Source organism: Halomarina pelagica (genome assembly GCF_024228315.1).
In the GTDB taxonomy this organism is placed as follows: domain Archaea; phylum Halobacteriota; class Halobacteria; order Halobacteriales; family Haloarculaceae; genus Halomarina; species Halomarina pelagica.
In genome coordinates this window covers 396656-420159 of sequence record NZ_CP100454.1, presented here as the reverse complement: position 1 = coordinate 420159, position 23504 = coordinate 396656, and the positions used below count along the sequence as shown (strand labels likewise).

Sequence of the window (23504 nt, the reverse complement as noted above, 5' to 3'; positions counted from 1 at the left end):
CGCAAGGGACATCTCCGCGGCCGTCCTAGGACGTGTATGCTGACCCTCCTGCTCGGCACGTTGGGACTGCTCGAACTCCTGTTTCCGGAGCGAGTGCTCGAGGTCTCGAAGCGGCTGACGGTCGAATCCCCGGACGACTGCGAGTGGAAACCCTGGGTCGCGACCGCGACCCGACTGGAGGGCCTCGTCTTCGTCCTCCTCGCCCTCCGCCGGATCGGGGGATGCCCCGGACGGCGCGCCTGCGCCTGCGCCCGCGGCGGATAGGCGGGCCCCGGCGACGCCGCGGACCGCCGCCGCGTGTACACTTATTGCACACCGGAGCGTAGTGCAACGGGCGATGGTGTTCAAGAAGATCACCCTCATCGGGACCAGCGACGAGAGCTTCGAAGCCGCGGTGGACGACGCCATCGACCGCGCCGAGCAGACGCTCGAACACGTCCAGTGGGTCGAGGTGACCCACCAGGGCGTCGAGATCGCGACCGCGGAGAATCGCGAGTACCAGGCGGAGGTCGAAGTCGCGTTCAAGATCGAGTAGCGCGACCGACGGCGTCCGCTCGCGACCGCTTTTCGACCCCTCAGGTGCGGAACGACTCGCCGCACCCGCACTCGCTCACGACGTTGGGGTTCTCGACGTGGAAGCCCGCCCCTTGCAGCCCCCCCTCGAAGTCGAGGACGCTCCCCTCGATGTAGCGCATGCTCGCGGGATCGACGAATATGCGCAGGCCGTCGTGCTCGGTGACGGTGTCGTCCGGCTCCGGTTCGTGATCGAACCGCATCCCGTAGGAGAGGCCCGCACAGCCCCCCTGCTGGACGAACAGGCGCAGTCCCGCCTCGGACGTGTCCAGTCCCTCGCCGTCGAGCAGCGAGAGGGCCTGCTCTGCGGCCTCCTCGGTCACCTCGACCGCCGCGTCGGCGTCGGCGTTCGCAGTCGTGCTACTCATACCCGAACATGATCCCCCGAGGGTGTTAATCTTGACGCCGGATCGACCGCTCCGGTCGACCGCCCGTGACACGCCCTCACGAGGTAGCGCAAGCGGCATCCCAGCGCAGAGCGAGGTCCCCCCGATGACCGACGCGATCCGCGAGGCGACGACGGAACGGGAGGAGCGGGACGCCGTCGCGCTCCTGAAACAGTTATTCGGCGACCTCGACGACGGGGAGGTGCGGGCGTTCTTCGACGACGACGCCTACCGCGCGTTCTGCCTCTACGAGGGCGACGCGCCCGTCGCCGTCGCCGGCGTCTCCGTCCGTCCCGTCCTGCACCACGAGCGTCACGTCTGGCTGCACGACCTCGTCGTGGAGGAGTCCCGCCGGGGGGAGGGACGCGGCGCGCGCCTGCTGGCCTTCGTCGAGGACTGGGCGCGCGAACGGGGGTGCGACCTCGCGGCGCTCGCCGCGCGGAAGGGCAACGACGGCGCGCGGCGGTTCTACGAGCGCAGCGGCTACGAACCCTGGGGGACGGTCTACGAGCGACGGCTGTCGGAGGGGACGGGCGACCGGTGATCACTCGGCGTCCGCGTTCTCGTCCTCCCCGCACTCGTCGTGTTCGTCGTGCTCGTCCTCGGTACCGTCGTCCGTGAACCGCGCTTCGTCACTGTCATCGGCGAACCGCGCCTCGATACTGGCCGCGTGGGCCTCGAGTCCCTCGGTCCGGGCGAGGGTGGTCACCGTTCCCCGGAGATCCGCCAGCCCCTCGCGCGAGAGGCGCTGGACCGTGGTCGATCGGAGGAACGTCTCGACCGAGAGGCCGCCGAAGACGCGCGCGCCGCCGTCCGTCGGGAGGACGTGGTTCGTCCCGCTGGCGTAGTCGCCCGCCGCGACCGGGGTATAGGGGCCGAGGAAGACGCTCCCGGCGTTCGTGATCCGCTCCAGGAGCGCCTCGTCGTCCTCCGCCTGGATCGACAGGTGCTCGGCGGCGTACTCCTCCGCGAACAGCACCGCCTCGGACATCGACCGGGCGAGGAAGACGCCGCTGGCGTCGTTGGCGAGCGACTCGCGAATCACGTCGCCCCGCTCGCGTTCGTCGATTCCGGCCTCGACCGCCTCGGCGATCGCCTCGCCCGTCGCGTCGTCGTCCGTGACCGCGACGACGGCGCTCTCGGGGTCGTGCTCGGCCTGCGCGAGCAGATCCGCGGCGACGAACTCCGGCGTCGCAGTTCCGTCGGCGAGGACGAGCACCTCGCTCGGGCCGGCGAGGAAGTCGATCTCGACTTCGTCTCGCACTTCGGCCTTCGCCGCCGTCACCCACTTGTTGCCCGGGCCGACCACCTTCTGGACGGCCGTCACCGTCTCCGTCCCGTACGCGAGCGCGGCGATCGCCTGCGCGCCGCCGACCTGGTAGACCGCGTCCGCGCCCGCGAGGTGGATCGCCGCGAGCGTGACGGGGTTGATCGTCTCCGCGGGGGGCGTCGCCACCGCGACGTGTTCGACGCCCGCCACCGTCGCCGGAACGACGCCCATCAGCGCGCTCGACGGGTAGGCGGCGGCCCCGCCGGGGACGTACACCCCGACGCGCTCGATCGGCCGGAAGCGACGACCGAGTTCCCGCCCGGGGGAGAACTCCCGCCGCCAGTCCTCGGGCACCTGCCGCTCGTGGAACTCGCGGACGTTCGCGGCGGCCCGCTCGATGTGTTCGCGCAGGTCGTCGTCGATCGCCTCCGCGGCACGGGCGGCGTCGTCGGTCACGTCGAGGTTGCCGACCGCCACGCCGTCGAACTCGCTGGCGTACTCCCGGAGGGCGACGTCGCCCTCCTCGCGCACCCGATCGACGATGTCGCGGGCGGTGCCGCGGACGGCCTCGACGCCGGCGTCGCGCTCGAAGAGCGCGCGCCGGTCTGCCGGGCCGAGGTCCGCGACGCGTTTGACGTCCATGCCCGCGGATTCGAAGGGGGCGCGGAAAACGGTTGCTGACCCGGGTCAGCGCGTGACGTACCAGACGACGCCGACGGCGAGGAGGACGAACAGGCCGCCGAGGAAGAACGCCAGGACGGGATCGAGGCTCGCCGCGGCCTCGGCCGACGCGCGCGTGGCCTCCGCCGCCGCCTCGGTCGGCGTGGCGGTCGAGTCCCCGGAGAGCGCGGAGACGTCGCCCGGCGTCGACGTCGGCGCGGCGGTGTCGTTCGCGCCCGACGCGCCGGAGGACCCGGCGGTGACGTTGCTCGCGCCGGACCCCGAGTCGCCGCCCGCGCCCCCCGCACTCCCGGCGTCGCCACCGCCGCCCGCCGGACTGCCTCCGCCGAACTGCGGGAGGAGCGATCCGTAGAGGTACCGTCGCAGGAGGAGCGTGGCGACCACGAGCGCGAGCGCGACGCCGAACAGCCGCGAGAGGAGCGATCGGAGGCGCGAGCGGTCGTCGCTCCGTCCGGCGAACAGCACGACCGCCTCGCTCGTCGGGGCGTAGACGGTCATCTCGGTCCCCTTCTCGGAGTAGCCCACCCCGGCGGCCTCGATGAGGTTCGCGTCCTCCAGCTTCCCGAGGTGGTAGTGGACGTTCTGGAGCGAGGTGCCGATGGCGTCCCGGAGTTCGGCGGGCGTGGCCGGCTGGTCGTACAGCCGCGCGAGCACCTCGCGCGTCGTCCCGGCCGAGAGGGTGTCGAAGATCTCGTCCGCGCGCTCCCCGTCGAGACCGACCACCCGCGGCTCGCCCGGCTCGCTCGTCGGGGTGCCGCGGAGCGGCAGCAGGCTCATCGACTCACTCTCTCGATGACGACGGTAAGGCTCTTCTGGTACCTCAAACCGGGATTTGATTCACTCCAGTCTGGCGATTCCCAGGTACGAGAGGATCCCCCGGACGAACAGGAAGCAGACCAGCGCGGCCGCGAGGAGAGTCGTCGGGGCCGCGAGCAGCCGCGCCGTGCGGTAGCCGACGAACCCCCGCGAGAACCCGAGGACGACGAAGCTGACCAGTATCAGCGCGAAGGCGAGGGCGGCGAGTTTCCCGTACGTCTGGTGTCGCATCCGAACGTCGGGTGGCGCTCTCGAATATCGAATCTGTCGCTCGGGCCGTCGCGGACGGCGACCTACCCTCCTGCTCCGGGCGTGACGTTCTGGTTCAGGTGGAAGACGTTCTCGGGATCCCACTGGGCCTTGACCTCCGCCAGCCGATCGTAGGTTCGGTCGCCGTAGGCGGCTCGCACGCGTTCGTCGCCCTCGTCCCCGCTGATGAAGTTGACGTAGACGCCCCCGGTCGAGAATGGGACCATGGCGTCGAACAGCGCCCGGGTCCAGTCCACGTGTCGTTCCTCATTCTCAGTCTCGCGCCACCGCGACTGGATATTCAGCACCCACGCCGCGTCGCGGTGCGGGTAGGCGGTCGACTCGTCGGGTTCCCGCGCCACCGCGCCACCGAGCGAGAGCATCCCGATCGCTGACTCGGACGAGGTCATCCGCGCCGCGTGTTCACAGAGGACGGCGATCCCCTCGCCGTCGAGTTCGGCGAGGTAATGGGACTTCCAGTAGTTGCGCGCACCCGGCCCGGAAGCCGCGTCGAACATCGACTGGAAGTCGACGTACGGCATCGGTTTGACCGCGTCGGCGATCGGTTCGCCGACGTCGCGCAGGGCCGCCAGCGCGCTCTCCCCATCGGCGGGATCGCCCGCGTAGATCATCGCGATCACCAGTACCATCTCGCCGTGTACCTCCTCCGGGAGGAACGGTGCCGGCGGTGCATGCCGAATCACCGGGAGACACGATACTTCGTCGGGTACGTCGCGGACGGCGGCGGACACCTCGCGCAGGACGGCCGGCGCGTCCTCGAACGACCACACCACGGGCCCGGCCAACACCGTCGGATCGAGATCGTGCAGTTCGAACTCGAACGACGTCACGACGCCGAAGTTACCGCCACCGCCCCGCAGCGCCCAGAACAGATCAGGGTGTTCGTCCTCGCCCGCCCGGACGAACGCCCCGTCGGCCGTCACGAGGTCGGCCGATCGGAGGTTGTCGACGGTCAGGCCGAACGTCCGCGAGAGGTATCCGATACCTCCCCCGAGGGTCAAACCGGCCACGCCGGTCGTGGAGACGAACCCCGCAGGCGTCACGAGGCCGTGGGCCTGCGCCTCCCGGTCGAGATCGTGGAGTACGGCCCCCGGTTCGACCCGGGCAGTTCGTCGGTGGGGATCGACGTGTACCGACTTCATGCGCGAGAGGTCGAGCACGAGGCCGTGATCGCAGACCGCGTTCCCCGCGACGTTGTGACCGCCGCCCTTGATCGCGATTTCGAGTCCGTGAGTCCGGGCGAAGTCGACGGCGGTCATCACGTCGGCCGCGCCCAGTGCTCGGACGACGATGGCCGGCGATCGATCGATCATCGCGTTCCAGACCGCGCGGGCTTCGTCGTAACGTTCCTCCCCGGGAAGGATCGCGTCACCGCGGATCTCCTCTCGGAGTTCGGTCACCGCCTCTTCGGGAAGTGGTTGTTGGACTCGGGATGTCGTCATGGCTTCGTACCCACGCTCTTTGACACCCGGGACTGAATTGTAGATTTCTAGTGAAATATTTCACGACGTGAAAGGACTCTGGTCGACACGAGCCCGTCGTGACCGTTCACGTGATGAGTTCCGACGGAAAGAGCGCTGCCTTCTCACCGCCGTCGACCGACCGCGCGTCGACCCGGTGCCGTTCGAAGACCGAGACGGCCCACTCGCGAGCCTCCGGCGAGTCGGTGTCGATCACGGCCTCGAGCATCCCCGTCTCTGCGTCGTGACAGCAGATGCCGACACGGTCGTCGAAGATGCCGAGACCGCACCGATGCTCGTCGGGGAGGTCGTCGTGCACGAGGATGGTGCAGTTCTCGCACGCGGCCGCCCTCGCGACTGCCTCTGGATCCCACGCGACGGTCGCTTCGAGGGTCTCCGGGGCGTAGATGTACTCGTAGTCCATGCCGTCCACGACGGCCCGGCAGACGGTCTCGTTGTTGATCGACTTGAACACCGTCGTGCCGAACCCGCGCATCGCGCTGGTCCCCTCGATCAACTGCGTGACGCGTTCGACGGGCTGGTAGGGATAGCCGGGACCGGGATACGACACCACCGCGTCGGCGAACAGGTCGACCGAGAAACCCTCCATCTCTCGCGGGAGCCACCGCCAGACATCGCGTAGCTTTCGCTCGATCTCCATCGCTTCCCGGAGGTCCGCGAACCGCTCCACGACGAACCGACCGAGGGGCGTCAGTCGGTATGCCCGCCCCTCCCGGACGATCCACCGCCGTGTCTCGAAATCGTCGAGGATCCTTCCCATGGTCGGCGAAGAAGCCCCCGTCGCCGCTCGTAAATCGTTCCGGTCGCGCGGACGCTCCGCGAGCGAGTCGAGCACACCGACCCGGTGGGCCGAACGCGCGAGGAACTCGATGTCCTCGATAGCCGAACTCATGGTGTGGGTACGCATGCCACGATATAACGTGTACGGTGCGGTGTGAACGTTTGGCGGTTCGACGGCAATCGTCAGTTGCGGTGCCGGCGTCGTCGACGTTCCTCGGGCTGCCGTCCGACAACAGTGTACTTCGATACCCCGTGTGCGGAGGGCGGATCGTCCGAGACGGGGTTTACGTAGGTGTCAGTGGTACGTGTACGCATGACGACGCAGCCGAACGACGACGGGACGTCCGCGTTGTCTCCCGACGGCGCGTTCACGCTCCTGGGCAACGCGACGCGCATGGGCATCCTGCGTGCGCTGTGGGAGGCCTACGATCCGTACGCGGCGGACAACGCTGTCCCGTTTTCGGAACTCTACGACCGCGTCGGGATCGACGACACCGGGAACTTCAATTACCACCTGGGGAGGTTGATCGACCACTTCGTTCGCCGGACCGACGGCGGCTACGAACTCGCTACCCCCGGGTTCGCGATCGTACGGGCCGTCATCGCGGGGACGGCTACCGAGAATCCGATTCTGGACCCCGCCGTCGTCGATGCGACCTGCGGGCGCTGTGATAGCCCGGTCGAGATCACCTACGAGGACGGGACCGTCTGGGCGCGGTGTACCGAGTGCGAGGGATACTGGCCGCAGAGAGACGGGCGGATCTTCGGGTTCGGCCTGCCGCCCGAGGGACTCCGGAACCGCGAATCCGACGAGATCTTCGACGCCACCATCGCGTATTCGATCCGCCGGTTCGAGACGATGAGCGACGGCGTCTGTCCGGCGTGCGGTGGCACCGTGGACGCGTCGCTCGCGGCGTGTGAAGATCACGAAGTCGGGTACGACCTCTGCGATGCGTGTGGGTTCTACTTTCTGGGGATACTCACGTTCGTCTGCGAGTCCTGCAAGTTCGCCTGGCGGAGTCCCAGTTGGGCACCGGTTCACCGCCATCCCGCCGTCGTTTCGTTCTACTACGAGCGCGGCATCGAACACGCATCGGTATCGTGGGAGGCGATCTGCCGGAGTTTCGAGTGGCGAGAGGAACTCCTGGCGACGGATCCGACGCGCCTTCGAATCACCGTGCCGCACAGGGGAGACGAACTCCGCGTCGTCCTCGACGAGACGGGCACCGTCGTAGAAGTCGATAGGTGACTCCGTTCGCCCGTAGCCGGGAGAGCGTACGGTCTCCACCTGCCGCCAGCATCGATTGTCGGAGCACCTACAGTAACGGAGTACGGAAAGCGAGTTTACAGAAATGTCGTACTGATTATACCTATCCCCCTGCGCGGGATCTGTTACCTTCGAGGGGCGATGACGACACAGAATCAGCCTACATCGGTCGTGAACCCGACGTGTCTAATACAACCGGAGAGGGGACTTGGAGAGACGACTGACATCGGCGAACGAAGGGGGGAGTATGTCCGGTCCCGAGCTGGTACTTGCTTCGCGCTGCAGCTAACCGAAGTACTTGACGACACCTGTCAGTGCTTGCACCGAGAGTCCGCAGCGAGTAGCGCAACTGGCCGCTGCCGCAGTGACAGCACAGATACGGTCGGCGGGATCGGTGGAATCTCTGAGTACACGACGAGAAAACTGGAACGTCACCGGTTGAGAGGGCTGCCGTCATGACCCTGGCAACCGTTTCGCGGTACGACAGCACTCGGATTCCAGAGGTTGGTGACCACGCGGTAGTGGTCGGAGCGAGCATGGCCGGTCTATGCGCCGCTCGCGTCCTCGCGGATGGATTCGACACCGTCACGGTCATCGAACGGGACTCCCTCCCCGACGAGCCTGTCGCCCGTCGTGGGGTACCCCAGGCACGGCAACCCCATATCCTGTGGGAGGCCGGCCGGATTACGCTTGAAGACTTATTGCCCGGATACAGCGAGGCGTTGCTAGCGACTGGTGGGGTGTTGATCGATGGTCGGAGTGATCTCTACAACTACAGTCGGGGTGGCTTCCTCACTGCTGGAACAGATCCATTCGTGCTGTACTCAGCAACTAGACCGTTGTACGAGCAACTGGTCCGACGGCATGTCTTCACGCTTGATGGGGTCCAGATGCGAGCCGGTTGTCAGTTCACGGAGTACCTCGTCACCGACGAAGCGACCGTCGTGGAGGGCGTGGTGATCCGGAATCGAGACGCCGAGCGGGAGGAAATTTCTGCGGAGTTGGTCGTCGATGCTACCGGACGAACGAGCCGGACTCCGGCCTGGCTGGAGCGACACGGGTACACACCGCCCCCGCTCAACGAGGTTTGCATCGACGTAGCCTACAGTACGACCCTCATCGAGCGACCCGCCGACGACTGCCGGACATTCACCGTACTGGCGGAGACACCTCGTACCCGCGGTGGTCTGGCGGCTCCCGTCGAAGGCGATCGCTGGCTGGTGAACCTGCACGGCGTACACGGCGACCATCCCCCGACGGACACCGAGGGCTTCGTGGACTTCGCTGCGAGCCTTCCGACCCCCGAGCTGAAGCGACTCCTCGTTGAGTACCCGCAGGTCAGCGGGGACATTCATCGCTACCCCTTTCCGGCCAATCGCCGGTATCGATACGAGGACCTCGACCGATTCCCGGACGGCCTGGTCGTGATCGGCGACGCGATCGCGAGTTTCAACCCGATCTACGGACAGGGCATGTCGGTGGCCGCGCTCGAAGCCCTGGTGCTCCACCGGGCGCTCGCGAACGGTGGCCGCGAGGAGCTCGCACTCCGTTTCTTCGATCGCGTCGCAGCGGTGATAGACGTCGCGTGGACGATGGCGACCGGTGCCGACTTCAGCTTTCCAGAGACAGAAGGCCACAGGCCGCGTGGGACTGCCTTCTTCAACTGGTATCTATCTCGGCTCTTCCGCAACGCCCACACCGACGCCGAACTGACCGACGCCTTCAATCGTGTCCTCTCGATGCAGCAGCCCCCTACCTCACTGCTGCACCCCTCGGTCGCGTGGCGCGTGCTCAGGCCGGCCGGCTGAGGGCTCAGTCGCTCCCACGTCAGGTCCGTTCGTGTGCCCGCTTCCGTGGAGTGGGATTGGGACATATCCGGCCGCCGAGGCACTGGTACGGGCCGCGAACACCGCCAGGTAGTTGACGAAACCCGTCCTACCCTGGACGTAGGTCGGATGAATCTACCGCCACCGGCTAGGGACGCGACGCCACAGCCCCGTCGACAGTTGAAATGAACCAGTTTGCACTCCCTCTGGAGGACGAGGCCGCGACGGACCTCGCGTCGACCGGCGGGAAGGGCGCGGCCCTCGCGCGCCTCGTCGCGGCGGGCTTTGCCGTCCCGCCCGGGGTCTGCGTGACGACCGCCGCGTACCGAGCCGTCGCCGACACGCCGGCGATCAGGACGGCGATCGAATCGCTGGAGGGACTGGACCCGGGGGACGCCGAGGCGATCGCCGAGCGCAGCGCGGCGGTACGGTCGAGGATCGAGCGGCGGGGCCTCCCGGCGGCGGTCCGACGGGACGTCGCGGACGCGCTCGACGCACTCGACGCGGGGACGTACGCCGTCCGATCGAGCGCGACGGCGGAGGACCTGCCGACCGCGTCGTTCGCGGGTCAGCACGAGACGTTCCTCGGCGTCGGCGGTCGAGAGGTCCTCGACCGGATCCGCGAGTGCCTGTCGAGCCTGTTCACGGAGCGCGCCGTGGCGTATCGTCTGCGCAACGGCGTCCCGCACTCCGAGGTCGCCATGGCGGTGGTCGTCCAGGCGATGGTCGACCCCGAGGCCGCCGGCGTGCTCTTCACCGCCGACCCCGCGTCCGGCAATCGGTGCGTCGCGTCGATCGACGCCAACTTCGGCCTCGGCGACACGGTGGTCGCCGGCACCGTCTCGCCCGACAACGCCCGCGTCGATCGGAGAACCGGGGAGGTACTCGCGTACGAGATCGGCGAGAAGAGCCACGCCCTCCGGTCGGGCGCGGGCGAACGCGGGGGGACGGAGACGGTGGAACTCCCCTCCGGGAGGCGGGAGTCGCGCGTGCTATCGGACGCGCAGCTGCGCGCGCTCGTCGACCTCGGCGGGCGGGTCGAGGACCTGCTCGGGGATCCGCAGGACGTCGAGTGGGCGCTCGCAGACGGGGAGTTCGTGCTCCTCCAGTCCCGTCCGATTACGTCGCTGTTCCCGCTCCCCTCGCCGCCGCCGGCGGACGACCGCCTCCGCGTCTACCTGAGCTTCGGTCACGCCCAGGCGATGCCCGAGGCGTTGCCGCCGCTGGTCGTGGACTTCTGGCGCGGGTTCATGGAGGGCGGCGCGGACGCGCTTCGGGCCGACGACGCTCGCTGGCGATGGGTGGTCGAAGCCGGCGACCGCATCTACCTCGATCTGACGCCGCCGCTACGCGTCGGTCCCCTCCGCCGAGCGCTCCCGGGTCGGATCGCGGCGGTCAACGAACCGGCGTCGGACGCCCTCCGGGACCTGCTCGCCCGACGCCGGGACGCGTTCCCCGACCGGGGGCGATCGACGGACGCGCTCGCGGTGGCCGGCGCGGTCCGCCGCGGTCTCCCGGTTCTCGGGGCCGTCGTCTCACGAATACTCGCCCGGTCCGTCAGGGACCTCGCGATCGGCCCCCCGGACCCCGAGCGGGAACGGGCCTGGATCGAGGCGTGGGGCGAGAGACTGGCGGCGCGCGTCCGCGATCCCGATACCCCCGCCGGGCGCGTCCGGGCGGCCTTCGAGGGGACCGACCTGTCGACGGTACTCACCGGGGCCCTCCCCCGGATCGGACCCCATCTGGTGACGAGCCTCGTCGCCGAGCGGGGCCTCGTACGTCTGGTCCCCGACGCCCGCGCCGAGGTGGACGCGATCGGCAAGGGGTTCGAGGCGGAACTCGTCACGCGGATGAACCAGCGACTGGGGGACCTCGCCGACCTCGCTCGCGAGCGCCCCGACGTCCGTGACGCGCTACGGCGGGGGGCGTCGCTCCCGGAGATCGAGGAGGTGGAGGGCGGGGAGGCATTCGCGGTCGCCCTGGACGAGTACCTCGACGAGTTCGGCCACCGGACGAGCGGCGAGATCGACCTCAGCCGGCCGCGCTGGAGGGACGACCCCGCCACGTTGCTACGGACGATCCGGGGGAACCTCGCCCGGAGCGACCGCGGAGCGCACAGGGAGCACCTGCGGCGGTTGGAACGCGACGCCGAGGAGGCGGCCGCCCGCCTCGAAGCGCGCGCCGATCGCGGCGTCCTCGGACCGATACGGAGGCGGGTCGTCCGGCGATCGATTCGGGCGTACCGCGGCGGGATTCAGCTTCGAGAGTACCCCAAACAGGGAGTTGCCCACCTCTTCGCGGCCGTCCACGAGGAGGTCTCCGACGCGGGGGAGGCGCTGGCCGCCGACGGTCGCCTCGATCGGCCGGACGACGTGTGGTATCTCCGCCGGGACGAGTTGCTCGACGCGCTCGAGCGGAACGCGCCGATCGACGCCGACCTCGACGCCCGTCGGCGGACTCACGATCGCTACGCCTCGATGAACGCCCCGCCGCTACTCACGAGCGAGGGCGAGGCTCCGACGGTGACGGGGGACGTCGAGGGTTCGGAGGGGACGCTCACCGGGACGCCGGTCTCCGCGGGCGTCGTCGAGGGGCCGGCCCGCGTGATCCGTGACCCCGCCCGGGAGACGCTCGAGCGCGGGGAGATCCTCGTCGCCCCCTCGACGGATCCCGGGTGGACGCCGCTCTTTCTGAACGCGGCGGGGCTCGTGATGGAGGCCGGCGGACGGATGACCCACGGGGCGCTGGTCGCGCGCGAGTACGGCCTCCCGGCCGTCGCCGCGGTCGCCGGGGCCACGGCGACGATTCGGACCGGCGAGCGCGTCCGGATCGACGGCACGCGCGGGACCGTCGAACCCCTCGACCGCGATTGAGACGGGCCCGGAGGGACCGACCGGTCGAAAGGGCTAACGGTCCGTCGCGGTGACGTAGCGAACGTGACGGAGTACGACGCGGTCCTGTTCGACAGCGACGGAGTCCTCGTGGAGCCGCCGGCAAGCGAGACGCAGATCGAGGCCACGCGAGCGGCGTTCCGCGAGGTTGGCGTCGACGATCCAGAGCGCCGACACCTGCTCGACCTCACGAGCGGGGTGACCGTCGACGGACTTCGCGAGATCTGCGCCGCGTACGACCTCGACGCGGAGACGTTCTGGGACGCGCGCGAACGCCACGACGAGCGGTCGCAGTTCGAGGCGTTCAGGGCGAATCTCCGAACCCGCTACGACGACGTGACGGCAATCGCCGAACTCCCGGAAAACCGTGGCGTCGTGAGTAACAACCACCACAGCACCGTCGAGTTCAAACTGGACTTCTTCGACCTGCGTCCGCTGTTCGACACCTTCTACGGACGCGAGATGACCATCGAGAGCCTCTCGCTGAAGAAACCGAACGCGCACTACCTCGAGCGGGCCCTCGCGGACCTGAGCGCGGAGTCGGCGCTCTACGTCGGCGACAGCGAGAGCGACGTCGTCGCGGCTCACAGGGCGGGACTGGACTCCGTGTTTCTCCGCCGTTCTCACCGCCGCGACGTCGACCTCTCGGTCGCGCCGACGTTCGAGGTGGACTCGCTTCACGACGTCGTCGCGCTCGTGGAGTGACGGGCGGGGGCGTCGCGAGGCATGCTAGCGTTAACCGAACTACTGGTAGCAGGTCAGCACAGCAGTACGCTCATTACATCGGCACGCCTATTACACAGTATGCCCGTAAGTATCGACGACTTCGAGTCGGGAGAGCTTCCGCGTGGATCGAGCGTCCCGAAGCAGGTACTCGCCTATCTCTACAGCCATCGAGAGCAGGCGTTCACCCGGTCGGAGATCGCAGCCGGGATCGACGAGGACCCGAACACGGTGGGAACCGCCCTCTCCCGGCTGAAGGACCGCGATCTCGTTCGGCACAAGAGGGAGTACTGGGCGATAACGGACGACTTGGACCGCGTAGCTGCTGCATACGATCTTCACACCGTTACCGAGAGGCTCGACGAGGAAGACGGCGGCATCGACGCCGACGAATGGGAGTCTACTGCCCCGGAAACGCCCCACCCGAGCGAGCGAGACGATCGATAGATGCAGCCGGAACGCGGTGACGTCGTTCGGAGTATTGATCCGTTCAAAGTGGGGAACGACCGGCAGCGTCCCTGGCTCATCGTGAACAACGAGTCCCATCCGTTCGCTGACGAACAGTACGTCGCGGTCGCCATCTCGACGAAGGAGTACGACGACTCGCTCACGCTCGAATCCGGAGTCTGGAAGATCGGTGGCGTACCTCGTGACTCGTTCGTTTCTCCGTGGGCGGTCCACTCTCCACGTATCGAGGATATAGTGGCGTGGCAAGGTCGGGTCAGCGACGAGTTCGTCGATCGCGTCGTCTCCGAGCTGGAGACGTATCTTCGGTGAATCGAAATATTCGCCCGGAATGCGACTGGGCGAGAATCTACTAGTAGGCTCGGTGGAAGCGCAGTGAGCGTAGTTTTCGGGGCGAGAACCGGAGAGCGTCGGTGACCTACTCGTTTTCGAGTGCATCGTAGATCTCGCGGCGTTCGTCCCGATCTGCCTCGGCGACTCGCGACACGAGTTCACGCCGGATGTCCTCCATCACGTCGTCGAGCGGCGTACGTTCACCCGCTTGTTCTTCGGTCGCCATACCCGTTCTTGGTCCGCGGGCCTGGTTAATCGTTCAGGTCCGACTACGAGTTACGATCGACCCACGTCCGACTCACGGCTTCGTCATATGGACACCCCGTAGCAGGCGACGTGCGTAGCGCTGGCGGTAGTTTTGGAATGTCGCCCGGAACACTAACGTCCGACCTCATCCCGTGGCTGCGTGCCGCGTCGGTCGGGAAACCCTCGTGCCGGGCGCGCGCGGCCCGTCAGGGCCGCGGAACGACGAGACGGCGTTAGCCGTCGAGTCCACGGTGCCAGAGGCACCGCGTTTCAGTGAGGCGGCGTCAACCGCCGAACGCGCGGTCCCGAGGGACCGCGCCCGCATGTCGCGCGCCCGGGTTCTCCGCGCTGTCATCGCATCCGCGGGGGATGAACTCGGGCGGGGACTAGAGGCGCGCACTTTATATAGTCGACGCGGCGAGATAAGCCCTTCCTTCCGCTCAGACGGCGTAGTCGCCCTCGCGGATCTGGACGTACCGGCCGTCGCGGTAGCGGCGCTTGACGCGCTGGTAGCGGGCGAACAGCTTCGCTCCCGCCGCGCCCGCGGCGACCGAGTTGCGAAGGCCGAACCCCTCCCCGCGCTCGACGATGCTGCCCGCGGTGCGGAGCGTCCGGTCCCAGTCGGCGGGACGGTACCCCCGGACGAGTTCCGCGAGGGCGACGTTCCGGAGCACCTCCTCGCCGATGGCCCGCTTCCACTCGCTGTTGTACGCGCGGAGCGCGCCGAGGGCGGCGAGACGGCCCGCGATCTTCCCCGTTCGGACGGCGACGTGGTCGCCCCCCTCGTGGAAGGCGCTCGTCGCGCCCATCGCCCCGCCGACGACGGCGACGTTCGCGGGCGTGGGCGAGTCGATCGGCCGGGTCGAGGAGATCGGATAGGTCTCGGTGCCGCCCCGCTTGCCGCGGTCCTCGACGAGCGGGAAGTGCTCCTCTATGTCGTAGCGATCGCCGTACTCCTGTTCGAGCAGGCGGCGGACGTACACCTTCCCCTGCGGGATGCGCTCGTCGTCGGGGCGCAGGAGCCTGTACGAGTCGCGGTCCTCGACCGCGGCGAGGTCCATCCCGATGGGCATCGTGAGTCCGACGCGGGCCACGGTGCCGTCGTTGGGGAAGACCCACGGGTAGGCGGTGTGGCCGGGCATCACGCCCCACCAGAACTTGAGGAGGTCGTCCTCGAACACCTCCTCGGGGAATCGGCGGTGCTCCTGGTAGGCGATGTGGTTGGCGCGGGGCGAAGCGAGGCGATCGACCGAGCCGTCCGGGAGCAGCGGGTCGAGCACCCGACTCGTGACGGTGCGCTGCGGGCCGTCGGCGAGGACGAGGTAGTCGGCCCTGACCTGCTCGCCGTCGCGCAGCGTCAGCGTGTGGACGTACGATCGGTGGTCCGTCTCGACCTCGCGGACGGCCGCGCCGACGCGGTACTCCGCGCCCGCGTCCTCTGCGCGTTCCCGGAGCCAGTCGTCGAAGCGCGCGCGGTGCATCGTGAACCCGAAGTTCGGGTAGGAGGAGTCGATGCCCGTCGACCTGAGCGTCATCGACTCGTTCGGCCCGACGAACGCCGCACCGGAGAGTTCGCGGCACTTCACCCACTCGGGGATCTCGTCGGGGGCGAACTCCATGATGTCGACCCAGTAGTCGAGAATGCCTGCGGCGTCCGTCGAGTCCGGCCCGAGGCCGTCACGGTCGGCGCGGGGGACGCCCTTCTCCAGGACGACGGCGTCGGCCCCCTCCTCGGCGGCCGCCCGCGCCGCCGAGGACCCGGCGGGGCCACCACCGACGATGGCCACGTCTACCTCGTGCATACGCCTACGCCCGCGCGTAGTGACTTAAACGACGTGACTCGTTCGTGTTTCGTGAATTACGGGATTCGATGCTCGATCGGGGCGTCGCCGTAGTACAGCAGGTAGCCGTAGACGACCAGGAGGGAGGCGAACATCGCCGAGAGGACGTATGCGCCGCTGACGAGAAAGAGGAAGGCGAGCATCGCGGCGGCGACGATGATCGCGCGGGTAAGCACGAACCCGAGCAGTGACACTGGGGCACATAGGGGGCCGGGGCGCATATACTATCGGCTACGTGTCCCGATAGCGATGGCAGTCCGACCGTGCGGACGGACGTGGACGATCGAGGGGACGGGACGAACCGAGCGACGATCCTCCGACGTTCCGCTCGCGTGATCCAAATATTCCGGGAGGTACCCCGTGTCTTTATTACACGTTGCATGCAGTCATATGCCACGGTGTTGGACACCAATGATCGTGTCCGATTCCGACCCACCCACACGAGAGGAACCATGACTGAATCACCCGACGAACCGACGAGGAGCGACGGAGGGGTCGTCTCCGACGACGTCTACGCGAGCGAGGAGGTCGGAGAACAGTACCGCGACACGGTGTACCGAGAACTCGACTACGACGACCTCGAGACGGCTCCGCAGACGGCGGAGTACCCGAAACGGGGTCGTCTGGAACCGTTCAAGGAGGCCGACCTGCCGAAGGTGCCGAAGGTGAGTCACATCGTCGGGCCGAGCGCCATCATGCTCGGCGCGTCGCTGGGCAGCGGCGAGACGATGTTCTGGCCGACGCTCATCGCCCAGTACGGGTGGACGCTCTACTGGGCGTTCTGGGTCGGCGTCCTCACGCAGTTCTTCATCAACACGGAACTGCAACGCTGGACCATGGCCACCGGCGAGAGCATCTTCCGGGGGTACGACCGCATCAACGGCGTCTGGCCGTGGTTCTTCCTCGCCGCCGGGTTCTTCCACCTGGGCTGGCCCGGGTGGGCCGCCGGCGGCGCGCAGGTGCTCGCCAACTGGGCCGGGCTGGCGAACCCGAGCGAGCAGTGGTGGATCATCGGCGTCGCCTCGATGGTCGTCATCTGGCTGTCGTACATGGCCGGCCCCGTCCTGTACAACGTCATCGAGAAGATCCAGATCGTGCTGATGGCGCTCGCCATCGTCTTCGCGGTCGTCCTCATCTTCGTCGTCGGTTCGGCCGGCGAACTGGTCAACGTCCCGTCGGGGGCCGTCAGCTTCGGCGCGCTCCCGCCGCAGAACGAACTCGACATCGCGACGTTCCTCGGCGGGCTGGCCTACGCCGGCGCGGGCGGCTACATCAACCTCTCTCAGGGCGTCTGGTCGAGGGAGAAGGGCTACGGCATGGGCACCTACCAGGGCCGCGTGAAGAACCCCCTCCGGGGGGCGACCCCCGAGCGGATCTACGACGGGTTCGCGTTCGAGCCGACCGAGACGAACCTCCGGCGCTGGCGCGGGTGGTGGAAGGTCACCCAGCGCGAGCACTTCCTGACGTTCGTCATCGGGCTGCTCGTCGTCGCCACCGTGGCGATGACGATCACGGCACAGTACGTCCCGCCGGGGACGAACGTCGTCGACGACGCCATCGGGATGTGGGTGAACGTCATCATCCCGCAGCTCGACGGCCTCACGGCGACGCTCCTGTACGCCGTCATCTTCATCGCGCTGTTCAGCACCCAGTACGCCATCGTCGAGTCGTTCGTCAGAAACAGCGTGGACATCCTCTACCAGGGCTACGGCCGCACCCACGGCTGGGACCTCTCGCGGGTGTTCCTCGGATTACTGACGCTGTTCACGCTCTGGGGCATCGCCATCATCTTCGCCACCGGGACGATGGGCCTCGGCCAGCCGTGGATCCTGCTGGTCATCGGCGCGGCCATCGCGGGCGTGATGATGTGGCCGTACAACGCGCTCACGGTCATCCTCAACACGACCCACCTGCCGGAGCACACCCAGCCCGGGTGGGCGCGCGTCGTCGCGATGTGGTGGGCGACGGGCTTCTTCGGCTTCTTCAGCGTGCTCCTCATCGGCGCACAGCTGAGCGGGCCGGTCGGTCTGTCGGCGTTCAGCACGTCGATCAACGTCGTCGACAGCGGTCTCGGCGGCTACCTCCTCTGGCTGTTCGCGCTCGTCGTGCAGGTGTACACCATGTACGTCTCCGCGCGGGCGAAGCTGAACGCGAGCGGTACCGTCACCGACGCCGAGGAAGCGAGCGGCTTCCTCTCCTGAACGGATCGAGCGGCACGTTTTTCGACGGGCGCGTCAGGGAGGGACACGCTTTTTATCGCGCGACGCGCCAACTCGGACTGCCAGCACAGATGTTAGGACTCCTCGTCGCCCACCGCACCGTCGTCTACCTCGGCGGTCTGGCCGTCATCGCCCTTCCGATCGCCCTGGAGGCGGCGGCCGGGATCACCGTCCCGCGAGCGGTCAGGACCGCCCTCGTGGCCGTGACGCTCGCGGTGATGATCGTGACGTACCTCGGCGAACGACGCGCCCGGCGGGCGGCGCGACGGGGCGAGACGGCCGAGCCGTCGTATCCCCTCCGGACCCGCCTCGCGGCGGTCCTGGCGCTCGCGGGCGTCGCCGCCGGCCTCTACGCCGCCCTCGAAGTGAACCCGATCCTCGGCCTGCTATTCGTCGGCGGGGCGCTGCTGTTCGGCCGGATCGCGTTCCGCGACGGCGAGGACGGCGACCGGAGGGCGGAGGCGTGACCGACGCCTCGGATCCCGCGGAGATCGACCCGAACGAGTTCGAGGACCTCCCGACCTCGGACGTCGAGGTCGAGTGCCACGTCCACTTCGGGATGACGGGGTCGTTCCCCCTGCGCCTCGCCGAGGTGTTCTTCGCGAACGACGGCCTCCACGTCGCCGAGTACGCCTACCTCACGCCGATGTTCGGTCTCGGCACGCGAAAGCACCGCCGAGAGGCGGGCGCGATGGCGCGCATCTACGAGATCCACGGGATCGACGAGGTGCTCCTGCAGGCGGACGCCGTCCGCTGGTACGCCTACGACGCGCTCGATCGGGTCACGCTCCACGACGGCGGGCGGTTCGGCCGCCCCCGGATCGCCGTCCACCCCGTCGCGGGGGCGAGCCGCGCCTACCGGCTCCACGAGGTGGACGACCTCGACGCGCTCGCGGACGCGGTGGCGGCGTGCGGCGAGCGCCACGGGTTCGCCGTCGAGCGCGGCCGGGGCATCGGGTTCAGCCCCCGCGAGAGCGTCGAGCGGTTCTTCCTCGACTGATTCGACCGAGCCGCGCTCGCCCGCGGATCGCCGCGTGCCCGGCCAGCGCGACGCAGACGCCGACGACGTAGCAGAGCGTCAGCGCGACGGCGAGCGCGTCCCGCGCGAGCGGCGTCGTCCGGGCCTCGCGCACCCGGACGAGCGTCGCACAGCGGTCGACCAGCCAGCGGACGACGCGCGTCGTCCGCGCGTCGGGGTGGTCGGCGAGCGTCGCGGCGACCGGCGGGCTGACGGCCTCGTAGACGCCGACGAGCGCTCGACCGACCGGGGTTCGACGCATCGTCCCGTCGCGGAACGACCGGAGCGCGTCGAGCGTCTCGCCCTCGCCCGCGGCGGCCGTGGTGACGAAGCAGGCCGAGTGGTGCTGGGTCACCGCGACGTGGGCGAGGTCTGCCTTCTCGTAGCGCGTCGTCTCGGCCGCCGGGAACTCGAAGTCGGGCGACACCTCGAACGCGTCCACCGAGTGACGGAGGTAGACGTCGCCGTGCTCGTGGCGCTCGCCGCCCGCCGTGTCGACCGTGACGTGCTTCCTGCGTCCGTCGCCGACGAACCCGTCCGCGGCGCTCCCGTCCTCGTCGCTCATGCGTGCGGCGCTTTCGCCCGCGCCGGTAAATCGGTTGCCCCGCGCGGACGCGTCGCGCGTCGGTCGGTCCGCGACGGGACGACCTCGCCGGCGCGGGCCGAACGCCCGTCGCCCCTCTCGCCGCCGTCGTCACCGCCTACATTGAATACGGGGTGGACAGAACGGTCGAACACGATGACTACCGTTCTCGTCCTGCGCGACGGCGTCCACGGAATGCCCGTCTCGGCGTACGCCGACGAACTGCGAGCGCGCCTCCCGGACGCTCGGATCCGCGTCGCGGAGACGCCGGCCGAGGAGCGCGAACTCGTCGCAGACGCCGAGGTCGTCACCGGGAAGCTGATCGACGAGGACCTCCTCGATCGGGCCGAGGCGCTCCGACTGTTCGCCTGCTCCTACGCCGGGTACGGCCACCTCCCGCTCGACGCGCTCGCCGAGCGCGACGTCGCGGTGACGACCGCCTCCGGCGTCCACGGCCCGAACATCGCCGAGCACGTCGTGGGGGCCATCCTCGCGTTCGTCCGGCGCTTCCCCGAGGGCTGGCGTCGACAGCAGCGCCGCGAGTGGCGTCACTACCGGGCGCACGAACTGGCGGGGAGCACCGTCACCGTCGTCGGCCTCGGCGCGATCGGGTCGGCGGTCGTGGAGCGCCTCTCGGGGTTCGGCGTCCACACGATCGGCGTGCGCCACTCCCCCGAGAAGGGCGGCCCGACCGACGAGGTGCTCGGCACCGACGACCTCCACCGGGCGCTCGCGCGGACGGACTACCTCGTGCTCGCCGTCCCGCTCACCGACGAGACGGAGGGACTGATCGACGCCAAGGCGTTCGACACGCTCCCGCCGAGCGCCGTGCTCGTGAACGTCGCGCGCGGGCCGGTCGTGGACACCGACGACCTCGTCGACGCCCTGCGGAGCAACCACATTCGGGGTGCGGCGCTCGACGTGACCGACCCCGAACCCCTCCCCCCGGACCACGTCCTCTGGACGCTCGAGAACGCGTTCGTCACCCCCCACAACAGCGGTCACACGCCGAAGTACTACGAGCGCCTCGCGGACATCGTCGCCGAGAACGTGGAGCAACTCGACGCCGCGTCCCCCGAGTTCGTGAACCGGGTCCACCTCTGAGGGTCTCCGACCTGTTCTGAGGATCGTCCGACCGTCCGTCGGAACCGTCTCCGACGCCAGAGCCTCCGTCCCCGCGGGGATACTGTTTTGTCGGCCTCTACCGTGTTACGCAATGGCATGTCCCACACACCGCCGAACGTCCGCCCCCCGACCCCCGGGGAGATCCGTACGATGGCCGCCCGCCACCACATGCACCTCTCCGACGAGGAGGTTGCCGACTTCGCCGCGGTCATCGAGGAGACGCTCTCTGGGTACGAGCGGCTCGACGAACTGTCAGCGCCGACGCCGCAGGTGGAGTTCACCGACCGCGATCCCGGGTACCGCCCGGACGCGGCCGAGGATCCCCTCAACGCCTTCGTGACGAAGTGCACCGTCGAGGGGGCGGACGACGGGCCGCTCGTCGGCTACGAGATCGGGCTGAAGGACAACGTCGCGCTCGCGGGCGTCGAGATGACCTGCGGCTCGAAGCTGTTCGAGGGGTACGTCCCCCGGACGGACGCGACGATCGTGACGCGCCTGCTCGGGGCGGGCGCGACGATCACCGGGAAGCTGAACATGGAGGACATGGCGTTCTCCGGCAGCGGCGAACTCTCCGCGACCGGCCCGGTGCTCAACCCGCAGAGCGACGAGCACGTCGCGGGCGGATCGTCGAGCGGGTCGATCGCCGCCGTCGTCGCAGGCGAGGTGGACGTCGCCATCGGCGGCGACCAGGGCGGCTCCATCAGGATCCCGGCGTCGTGGAGCGGCGGCGTCGGCCACAAGCCGACCCACGGCCTCGTCCCCTACACGGGCGTCGTCGGGCTCGGCCACTCGTTCGACCACGTCGGGCCGATGGCGCGGACCGTCGAGGACTGCGCGCGCGTGCTCGACGTGATCGCCGGCCACGATCCGCTCGATCCCCGGCAGGGCCGCGTCGAGACCGACGAGTACGAGGACGCGCTCGACGGCGACCCGGGGGAGGTGACCGTCGGCGTCGTCGCGGAAGGGTTCGGCCACGAGGAGAGCGAGGCGGGCGTCGACGAGACGGTCCAGGAGGCACTCGACGCCTTCGAGAGCGAGGGGGCGACCGTCGAGGAGGTGTCGGTCCCGATGCACGCGGACGGCCTGCCGATCTGGAACGCCGTCGTGATGGAGGAGACGACCGCGCTCGTGCGCGACGAGGGCGTGGGGCGGTACGGGACGGGCTACTACGACGTGCAGTTCGCGGAGGCGTTCGGTCGGGCGCGGCGGGCGCAGGCCGACGACTACCTGACGACGCTCAAACTCACGCTGATCCTCGGGGAGTACCTCTCGGATCGCTACCGCGGGCGCTACTACGCGAAGGCCCAGAACCTCCGGCGCGAACTCGCGGCGCGCTACGACGACGCGCTCTCGGGCGTGGACGTCCTCGCCATGCCGACGACGCCCCAGACCGCCCACGAGGTCCGCGAGGACCTCACGCGCGTCGAGGCCATCGAGCGGGCGCTGAACATGCTCGCGAACACGGCCCCGTTCGACGTGACCGGCCACCCCGCGATCTCGGTGCCCGCGGGGACGAGCGACGGGCTTCCCGTCGGACTCATGTTCGTCGGCGGACGCTTCGAGGACGCCGACGTGCTCCGTGCTGGCGACGCGTTCGAGCGATCGGTCTCGACGGCGTAGTCGGCGCGGAAACGGACGGGTGCGGCCCACGCAGGTGCCCTGGTGACTCTCTCGCCGCGTCACGGAGGACCGATGCAAAAGCGGGGGACCAAGTGCGTGGACGCGGGTGAACGTGGGGGGTCAGGGATCTTATACGCACTCCCCGAACGGTGTCTCACCCGCTGAGACGGTCGCGATCCGTCACGCGATCTCGACGAGCCGTGCCGCGTCGCGGTGTCGCTCGTAGAGGTCGCGCGCCCACTCGACGACGCTCTCGTCCGCGCCGTGGAGGCAGGCCCGGAACCGCCCCTGGTCGTCGTACGCCCCGACGAACGCCCGACCGTCGAACAGCGACACCCCGACGTCGACGGGGTCGGGGTGGACGTACAGCGTGAACGCACCGGACTCCTCCGCCTCCGACAGCGCCTCGGGTGCGAGGTCGCGCGCGGTCCTGAACGTCGCCTCGTCGATGACGAGTTCGGTGGGACAGCCAGCCTCGACGAGCGGGCGGTGGACGTCGTTGAACACCGAACTGTGGATCGGGCAGACGCCGCGAAACGACTCGACGTCGGCCTCGTCGAGCGCCGTCGCGTAGCGCTCGATCGGCGCGTGTGGCGTCTGCGGCGTCGCCGCCGTCACCGTCGCGCCCCGGACGACGGCCGGCGGCACGGCCACGTCCGCGGCGTCGAACAGCGCGAGCGTCTCGTCCATCCCGTCGACGGCCTCGACGAGCGCCGTCAGGTCGTCGTACGCCCGGAGGACGAGGTCGCCCGCCGCGGTCAGACGGTACTCGCGGCCCTCCTTGCGGATCCAGCCCCGATCGGCGAGTCCGGCGAGGACCCGCTGGATCGTCGCCCGCGAGGCCGAAAGCGACTCCTCCAGTTCGCACGGGCGTGACGGGCGCTCCGCGAGCGTTTCGAGTACCCCCACCCGGTGTTCGGACCCGACGAGGAACGCCACCTGCTCTCGCGCACTCATATATCAGCACCGTCAGGAGTACCGATACATTACCGTTGTGACATCGTGCCGAGCACTCGGCCGGCGGTATCGGGACCCGTGATCGTCCGGATAGTTACCGTGCACCACAAGCTTAACATCCGTGCGCCGTACT

Annotated in this window: 25 protein-coding genes; 14 read left to right on the top strand and 11 right to left on the bottom strand. The window is 68.9% G+C overall.

From position 1 onward, the window contains the following. The first annotated feature begins 36 nt into the window (after nt 1–36). Both NKI68_RS02190 and NKI68_RS02185 read left to right on the top strand, forming a co-directional pair. Complete coding sequence (locus NKI68_RS02190) at nt 37–264, top strand: hypothetical protein (protein WP_254545043.1); 228 nt, start codon at nt 37–39, stop codon at nt 262–264. A 73-nt stretch (nt 265–337) separates the two neighbouring features. Further along, nucleotides 338–535 carry a dodecin gene (locus NKI68_RS02185; protein ID WP_254545042.1) on the top strand — a complete coding sequence of 66 codons (198 nt, stop codon included), beginning with the start codon at nt 338–340 and terminating at the stop codon, nt 533–535. 40 nt (nt 536–575) lie between these two features. On the opposite strand, the gene NKI68_RS02180 is transcribed toward NKI68_RS02185, so the two are convergent. After that, nucleotides 576–941: a HesB/IscA family protein gene (locus NKI68_RS02180; protein WP_254545039.1), complete on the bottom strand. Its 366-nt coding sequence runs from the start codon at nt 939–941 to the stop codon at nt 576–578. Nucleotides 942–1065: 124 nt separating this feature from the next. Here NKI68_RS02180 and NKI68_RS02175 point away from each other — a divergent pair, with 124 nt between their 5' ends. Next, entirely contained in the window at nt 1066–1503 is a 438-nt protein-coding gene (locus NKI68_RS02175) for a GNAT family N-acetyltransferase (protein WP_254545038.1), read from the top strand. Here NKI68_RS02175 and hisD read toward each other — a convergent pair whose 3' ends face one another. The 5 genes from hisD to NKI68_RS02150 all read right to left on the bottom strand — a co-directional run bounded on the left by hisD (nt 1504) and on the right by NKI68_RS02150 (nt 6369). Beyond that, nucleotides 1504–2871 (bottom strand): histidinol dehydrogenase, encoded by a 1368-nt coding sequence (hisD, locus tag NKI68_RS02170; RefSeq protein ID WP_254545036.1) that lies wholly within the window; start codon nt 2869–2871, stop codon nt 1504–1506. A gap of 45 nt (nt 2872–2916) precedes the next feature. After that, a complete protein-coding gene (locus NKI68_RS02165) occupies nt 2917–3687 on the bottom strand; it encodes an ArsR/SmtB family transcription factor (protein WP_254545035.1) in 771 nt (256 codons plus the stop codon). Between the two features lie 60 nt (nt 3688–3747). Further along, entirely contained in the window at nt 3748–3957 is a 210-nt protein-coding gene (locus tag NKI68_RS02160; protein WP_254545034.1) for a hypothetical protein, read from the bottom strand. Between the two features lie 62 nt (nt 3958–4019). Then, the gene (locus tag NKI68_RS02155; RefSeq protein ID WP_254545033.1) at nt 4020–5438 is read right to left on the bottom strand and encodes an FAD-binding oxidoreductase; all 1419 of its coding nucleotides are present in this window, start codon (nt 5436–5438) and stop codon (nt 4020–4022) included. Nucleotides 5439–5544: 106 nt separating this feature from the next. Continuing rightward, on the bottom strand, nt 5545–6369 hold the full coding sequence (locus tag NKI68_RS02150; protein ID WP_368410966.1) for a helix-turn-helix transcriptional regulator: 825 nt from the start codon (nt 6367–6369) through the stop codon (nt 5545–5547). A gap of 201 nt (nt 6370–6570) precedes the next feature. Between NKI68_RS02150 and NKI68_RS02145 the strand changes: the two genes are divergently transcribed. From NKI68_RS02145 to NKI68_RS02120, 6 genes are all read left to right on the top strand, one after another. Then, a complete protein-coding gene (locus NKI68_RS02145; protein ID WP_254545031.1) occupies nt 6571–7506 on the top strand; it encodes a winged helix-turn-helix domain-containing protein in 936 nt (311 codons plus the stop codon). 473 nt (nt 7507–7979) lie between these two features. After that, entirely contained in the window at nt 7980–9332 is a 1353-nt protein-coding gene (locus tag NKI68_RS02140) for an FAD-dependent oxidoreductase (RefSeq protein WP_254545030.1), read from the top strand. A 203-nt stretch (nt 9333–9535) separates the two neighbouring features. Then, on the top strand, nt 9536–12223 hold the full coding sequence (locus NKI68_RS02135; RefSeq protein WP_254545029.1) for a PEP/pyruvate-binding domain-containing protein: 2688 nt from the start codon (nt 9536–9538) through the stop codon (nt 12221–12223). Between the two features lie 63 nt (nt 12224–12286). Continuing rightward, a complete protein-coding gene (locus NKI68_RS02130) occupies nt 12287–12946 on the top strand; it encodes an HAD family hydrolase (protein WP_254545028.1) in 660 nt (219 codons plus the stop codon). Between the two features lie 99 nt (nt 12947–13045). Then, nucleotides 13046–13411 carry a hypothetical protein gene (locus NKI68_RS02125; protein ID WP_254545027.1) on the top strand — a complete coding sequence of 122 codons (366 nt, stop codon included), beginning with the start codon at nt 13046–13048 and terminating at the stop codon, nt 13409–13411. Further along, a complete protein-coding gene (locus tag NKI68_RS02120; protein ID WP_254545026.1) occupies nt 13412–13741 on the top strand; it encodes a hypothetical protein in 330 nt (109 codons plus the stop codon). It begins immediately after the preceding gene. A 106-nt stretch (nt 13742–13847) separates the two neighbouring features. Here NKI68_RS02120 and NKI68_RS02115 read toward each other — a convergent pair whose 3' ends face one another. The 3 genes from NKI68_RS02115 to NKI68_RS02105 all read right to left on the bottom strand — a co-directional run bounded on the left by NKI68_RS02115 (nt 13848) and on the right by NKI68_RS02105 (nt 16043). Beyond that, the gene (locus NKI68_RS02115) at nt 13848–13988 is read right to left on the bottom strand and encodes a hypothetical protein (RefSeq protein WP_254545025.1); all 141 of its coding nucleotides are present in this window, start codon (nt 13986–13988) and stop codon (nt 13848–13850) included. Nucleotides 13989–14448: 460 nt separating this feature from the next. Next, nucleotides 14449–15810, bottom strand: a complete 1362-nt coding sequence (locus tag NKI68_RS02110) for an NAD(P)/FAD-dependent oxidoreductase (RefSeq protein ID WP_254545024.1) — start codon at nt 15808–15810, stop codon at nt 14449–14451. 56 nt (nt 15811–15866) lie between these two features. Further along, a complete protein-coding gene (locus tag NKI68_RS02105) occupies nt 15867–16043 on the bottom strand; it encodes a hypothetical protein (protein ID WP_254545023.1) in 177 nt (58 codons plus the stop codon). A 258-nt stretch (nt 16044–16301) separates the two neighbouring features. Between NKI68_RS02105 and NKI68_RS02100 the strand changes: the two genes are divergently transcribed. From NKI68_RS02100 to NKI68_RS02090, 3 genes are all read left to right on the top strand, one after another. After that, on the top strand, nt 16302–18050 hold the full coding sequence (locus NKI68_RS02100; RefSeq protein WP_254545022.1) for an Nramp family divalent metal transporter: 1749 nt from the start codon (nt 16302–16304) through the stop codon (nt 18048–18050). A gap of 89 nt (nt 18051–18139) precedes the next feature. After that, entirely contained in the window at nt 18140–18535 is a 396-nt protein-coding gene (locus NKI68_RS02095) for a hypothetical protein (RefSeq protein WP_254545021.1), read from the top strand. Then, nucleotides 18532–19068 (top strand): hypothetical protein, encoded by a 537-nt coding sequence (locus tag NKI68_RS02090; protein WP_254545020.1) that lies wholly within the window; start codon nt 18532–18534, stop codon nt 19066–19068. Before NKI68_RS02095 ends, NKI68_RS02090 begins: the two co-directional genes overlap by 4 nt. On the opposite strand, the gene NKI68_RS02085 is transcribed toward NKI68_RS02090, so the two are convergent. Beyond that, a complete protein-coding gene (locus tag NKI68_RS02085) occupies nt 19028–19651 on the bottom strand; it encodes a CFI-box-CTERM domain-containing protein (protein WP_254545019.1) in 624 nt (207 codons plus the stop codon). The genes NKI68_RS02090 and NKI68_RS02085 overlap by 41 nt on opposite strands. 174 nt (nt 19652–19825) lie before the next feature. On the opposite strand from NKI68_RS02085, the gene NKI68_RS02080 reads away from it, so the two are divergent. Then, a complete protein-coding gene (locus NKI68_RS02080) occupies nt 19826–20773 on the top strand; it encodes a D-2-hydroxyacid dehydrogenase (RefSeq protein WP_254545018.1) in 948 nt (315 codons plus the stop codon). 117 nt (nt 20774–20890) lie between these two features. After that, on the top strand, nt 20891–22414 hold the full coding sequence (locus NKI68_RS02075; protein WP_254545017.1) for an amidase: 1524 nt from the start codon (nt 20891–20893) through the stop codon (nt 22412–22414). A 180-nt stretch (nt 22415–22594) separates the two neighbouring features. Here the strand turns inward: NKI68_RS02075 and NKI68_RS02070 are convergent, their stop codons facing one another. Then, entirely contained in the window at nt 22595–23371 is a 777-nt protein-coding gene (locus NKI68_RS02070; RefSeq protein ID WP_254545016.1) for a helix-turn-helix transcriptional regulator, read from the bottom strand. Nucleotides 23372–23504: the final 133 nt, after the last annotated feature.

Coding starts and splice junctions, on each gene's coding strand:
- NKI68_RS02075 (WP_254545017.1), top strand. CDS start 20,891: ATGTCCCACACACCGCCGAACGTCCGCCCCCCGACCCCCGGGGAGATC.
- NKI68_RS02190 (WP_254545043.1), top strand. CDS start 37: ATGCTGACCCTCCTGCTCGGCACGTTGGGACTGCTCGAACTCCTGTTT.
- NKI68_RS02120 (WP_254545026.1), top strand. CDS start 13,412: ATGCAGCCGGAACGCGGTGACGTCGTTCGGAGTATTGATCCGTTCAAA.
- NKI68_RS02140 (WP_254545030.1), top strand. CDS start 7,980: ATGACCCTGGCAACCGTTTCGCGGTACGACAGCACTCGGATTCCAGAG.
- NKI68_RS02070 (WP_254545016.1), bottom strand. CDS start 23,371: ATGAGTGCGCGAGAGCAGGTGGCGTTCCTCGTCGGGTCCGAACACCGG.
- NKI68_RS02165 (WP_254545035.1), bottom strand. CDS start 3,687: ATGAGCCTGCTGCCGCTCCGCGGCACCCCGACGAGCGAGCCGGGCGAG.
- NKI68_RS02080 (WP_254545018.1), top strand. CDS start 19,826: ATGACTACCGTTCTCGTCCTGCGCGACGGCGTCCACGGAATGCCCGTC.
- NKI68_RS02185 (WP_254545042.1), top strand. CDS start 338: ATGGTGTTCAAGAAGATCACCCTCATCGGGACCAGCGACGAGAGCTTC.
- NKI68_RS02100 (WP_254545022.1), top strand. CDS start 16,302: ATGACTGAATCACCCGACGAACCGACGAGGAGCGACGGAGGGGTCGTC.
- NKI68_RS02155 (WP_254545033.1), bottom strand. CDS start 5,438: ATGACGACATCCCGAGTCCAACAACCACTTCCCGAAGAGGCGGTGACC.
- NKI68_RS02180 (WP_254545039.1), bottom strand. CDS start 941: ATGAGTAGCACGACTGCGAACGCCGACGCCGACGCGGCGGTCGAGGTG.
- NKI68_RS02150 (WP_368410966.1), bottom strand. CDS start 6,369: ATGAGTTCGGCTATCGAGGACATCGAGTTCCTCGCGCGTTCGGCCCAC.
- NKI68_RS02160 (WP_254545034.1), bottom strand. CDS start 3,957: ATGCGACACCAGACGTACGGGAAACTCGCCGCCCTCGCCTTCGCGCTG.
- hisD (WP_254545036.1), bottom strand. CDS start 2,871: ATGGACGTCAAACGCGTCGCGGACCTCGGCCCGGCAGACCGGCGCGCG.
- NKI68_RS02095 (WP_254545021.1), top strand. CDS start 18,140: ATGTTAGGACTCCTCGTCGCCCACCGCACCGTCGTCTACCTCGGCGGT.
- NKI68_RS02125 (WP_254545027.1), top strand. CDS start 13,046: ATGCCCGTAAGTATCGACGACTTCGAGTCGGGAGAGCTTCCGCGTGGA.
- NKI68_RS02085 (WP_254545019.1), bottom strand. CDS start 19,651: ATGAGCGACGAGGACGGGAGCGCCGCGGACGGGTTCGTCGGCGACGGA.
- NKI68_RS02110 (WP_254545024.1), bottom strand. CDS start 15,810: ATGCACGAGGTAGACGTGGCCATCGTCGGTGGTGGCCCCGCCGGGTCC.
- NKI68_RS02115 (WP_254545025.1), bottom strand. CDS start 13,988: ATGGCGACCGAAGAACAAGCGGGTGAACGTACGCCGCTCGACGACGTG.
- NKI68_RS02135 (WP_254545029.1), top strand. CDS start 9,536: ATGAACCAGTTTGCACTCCCTCTGGAGGACGAGGCCGCGACGGACCTC.
- NKI68_RS02145 (WP_254545031.1), top strand. CDS start 6,571: ATGACGACGCAGCCGAACGACGACGGGACGTCCGCGTTGTCTCCCGAC.
- NKI68_RS02175 (WP_254545038.1), top strand. CDS start 1,066: ATGACCGACGCGATCCGCGAGGCGACGACGGAACGGGAGGAGCGGGAC.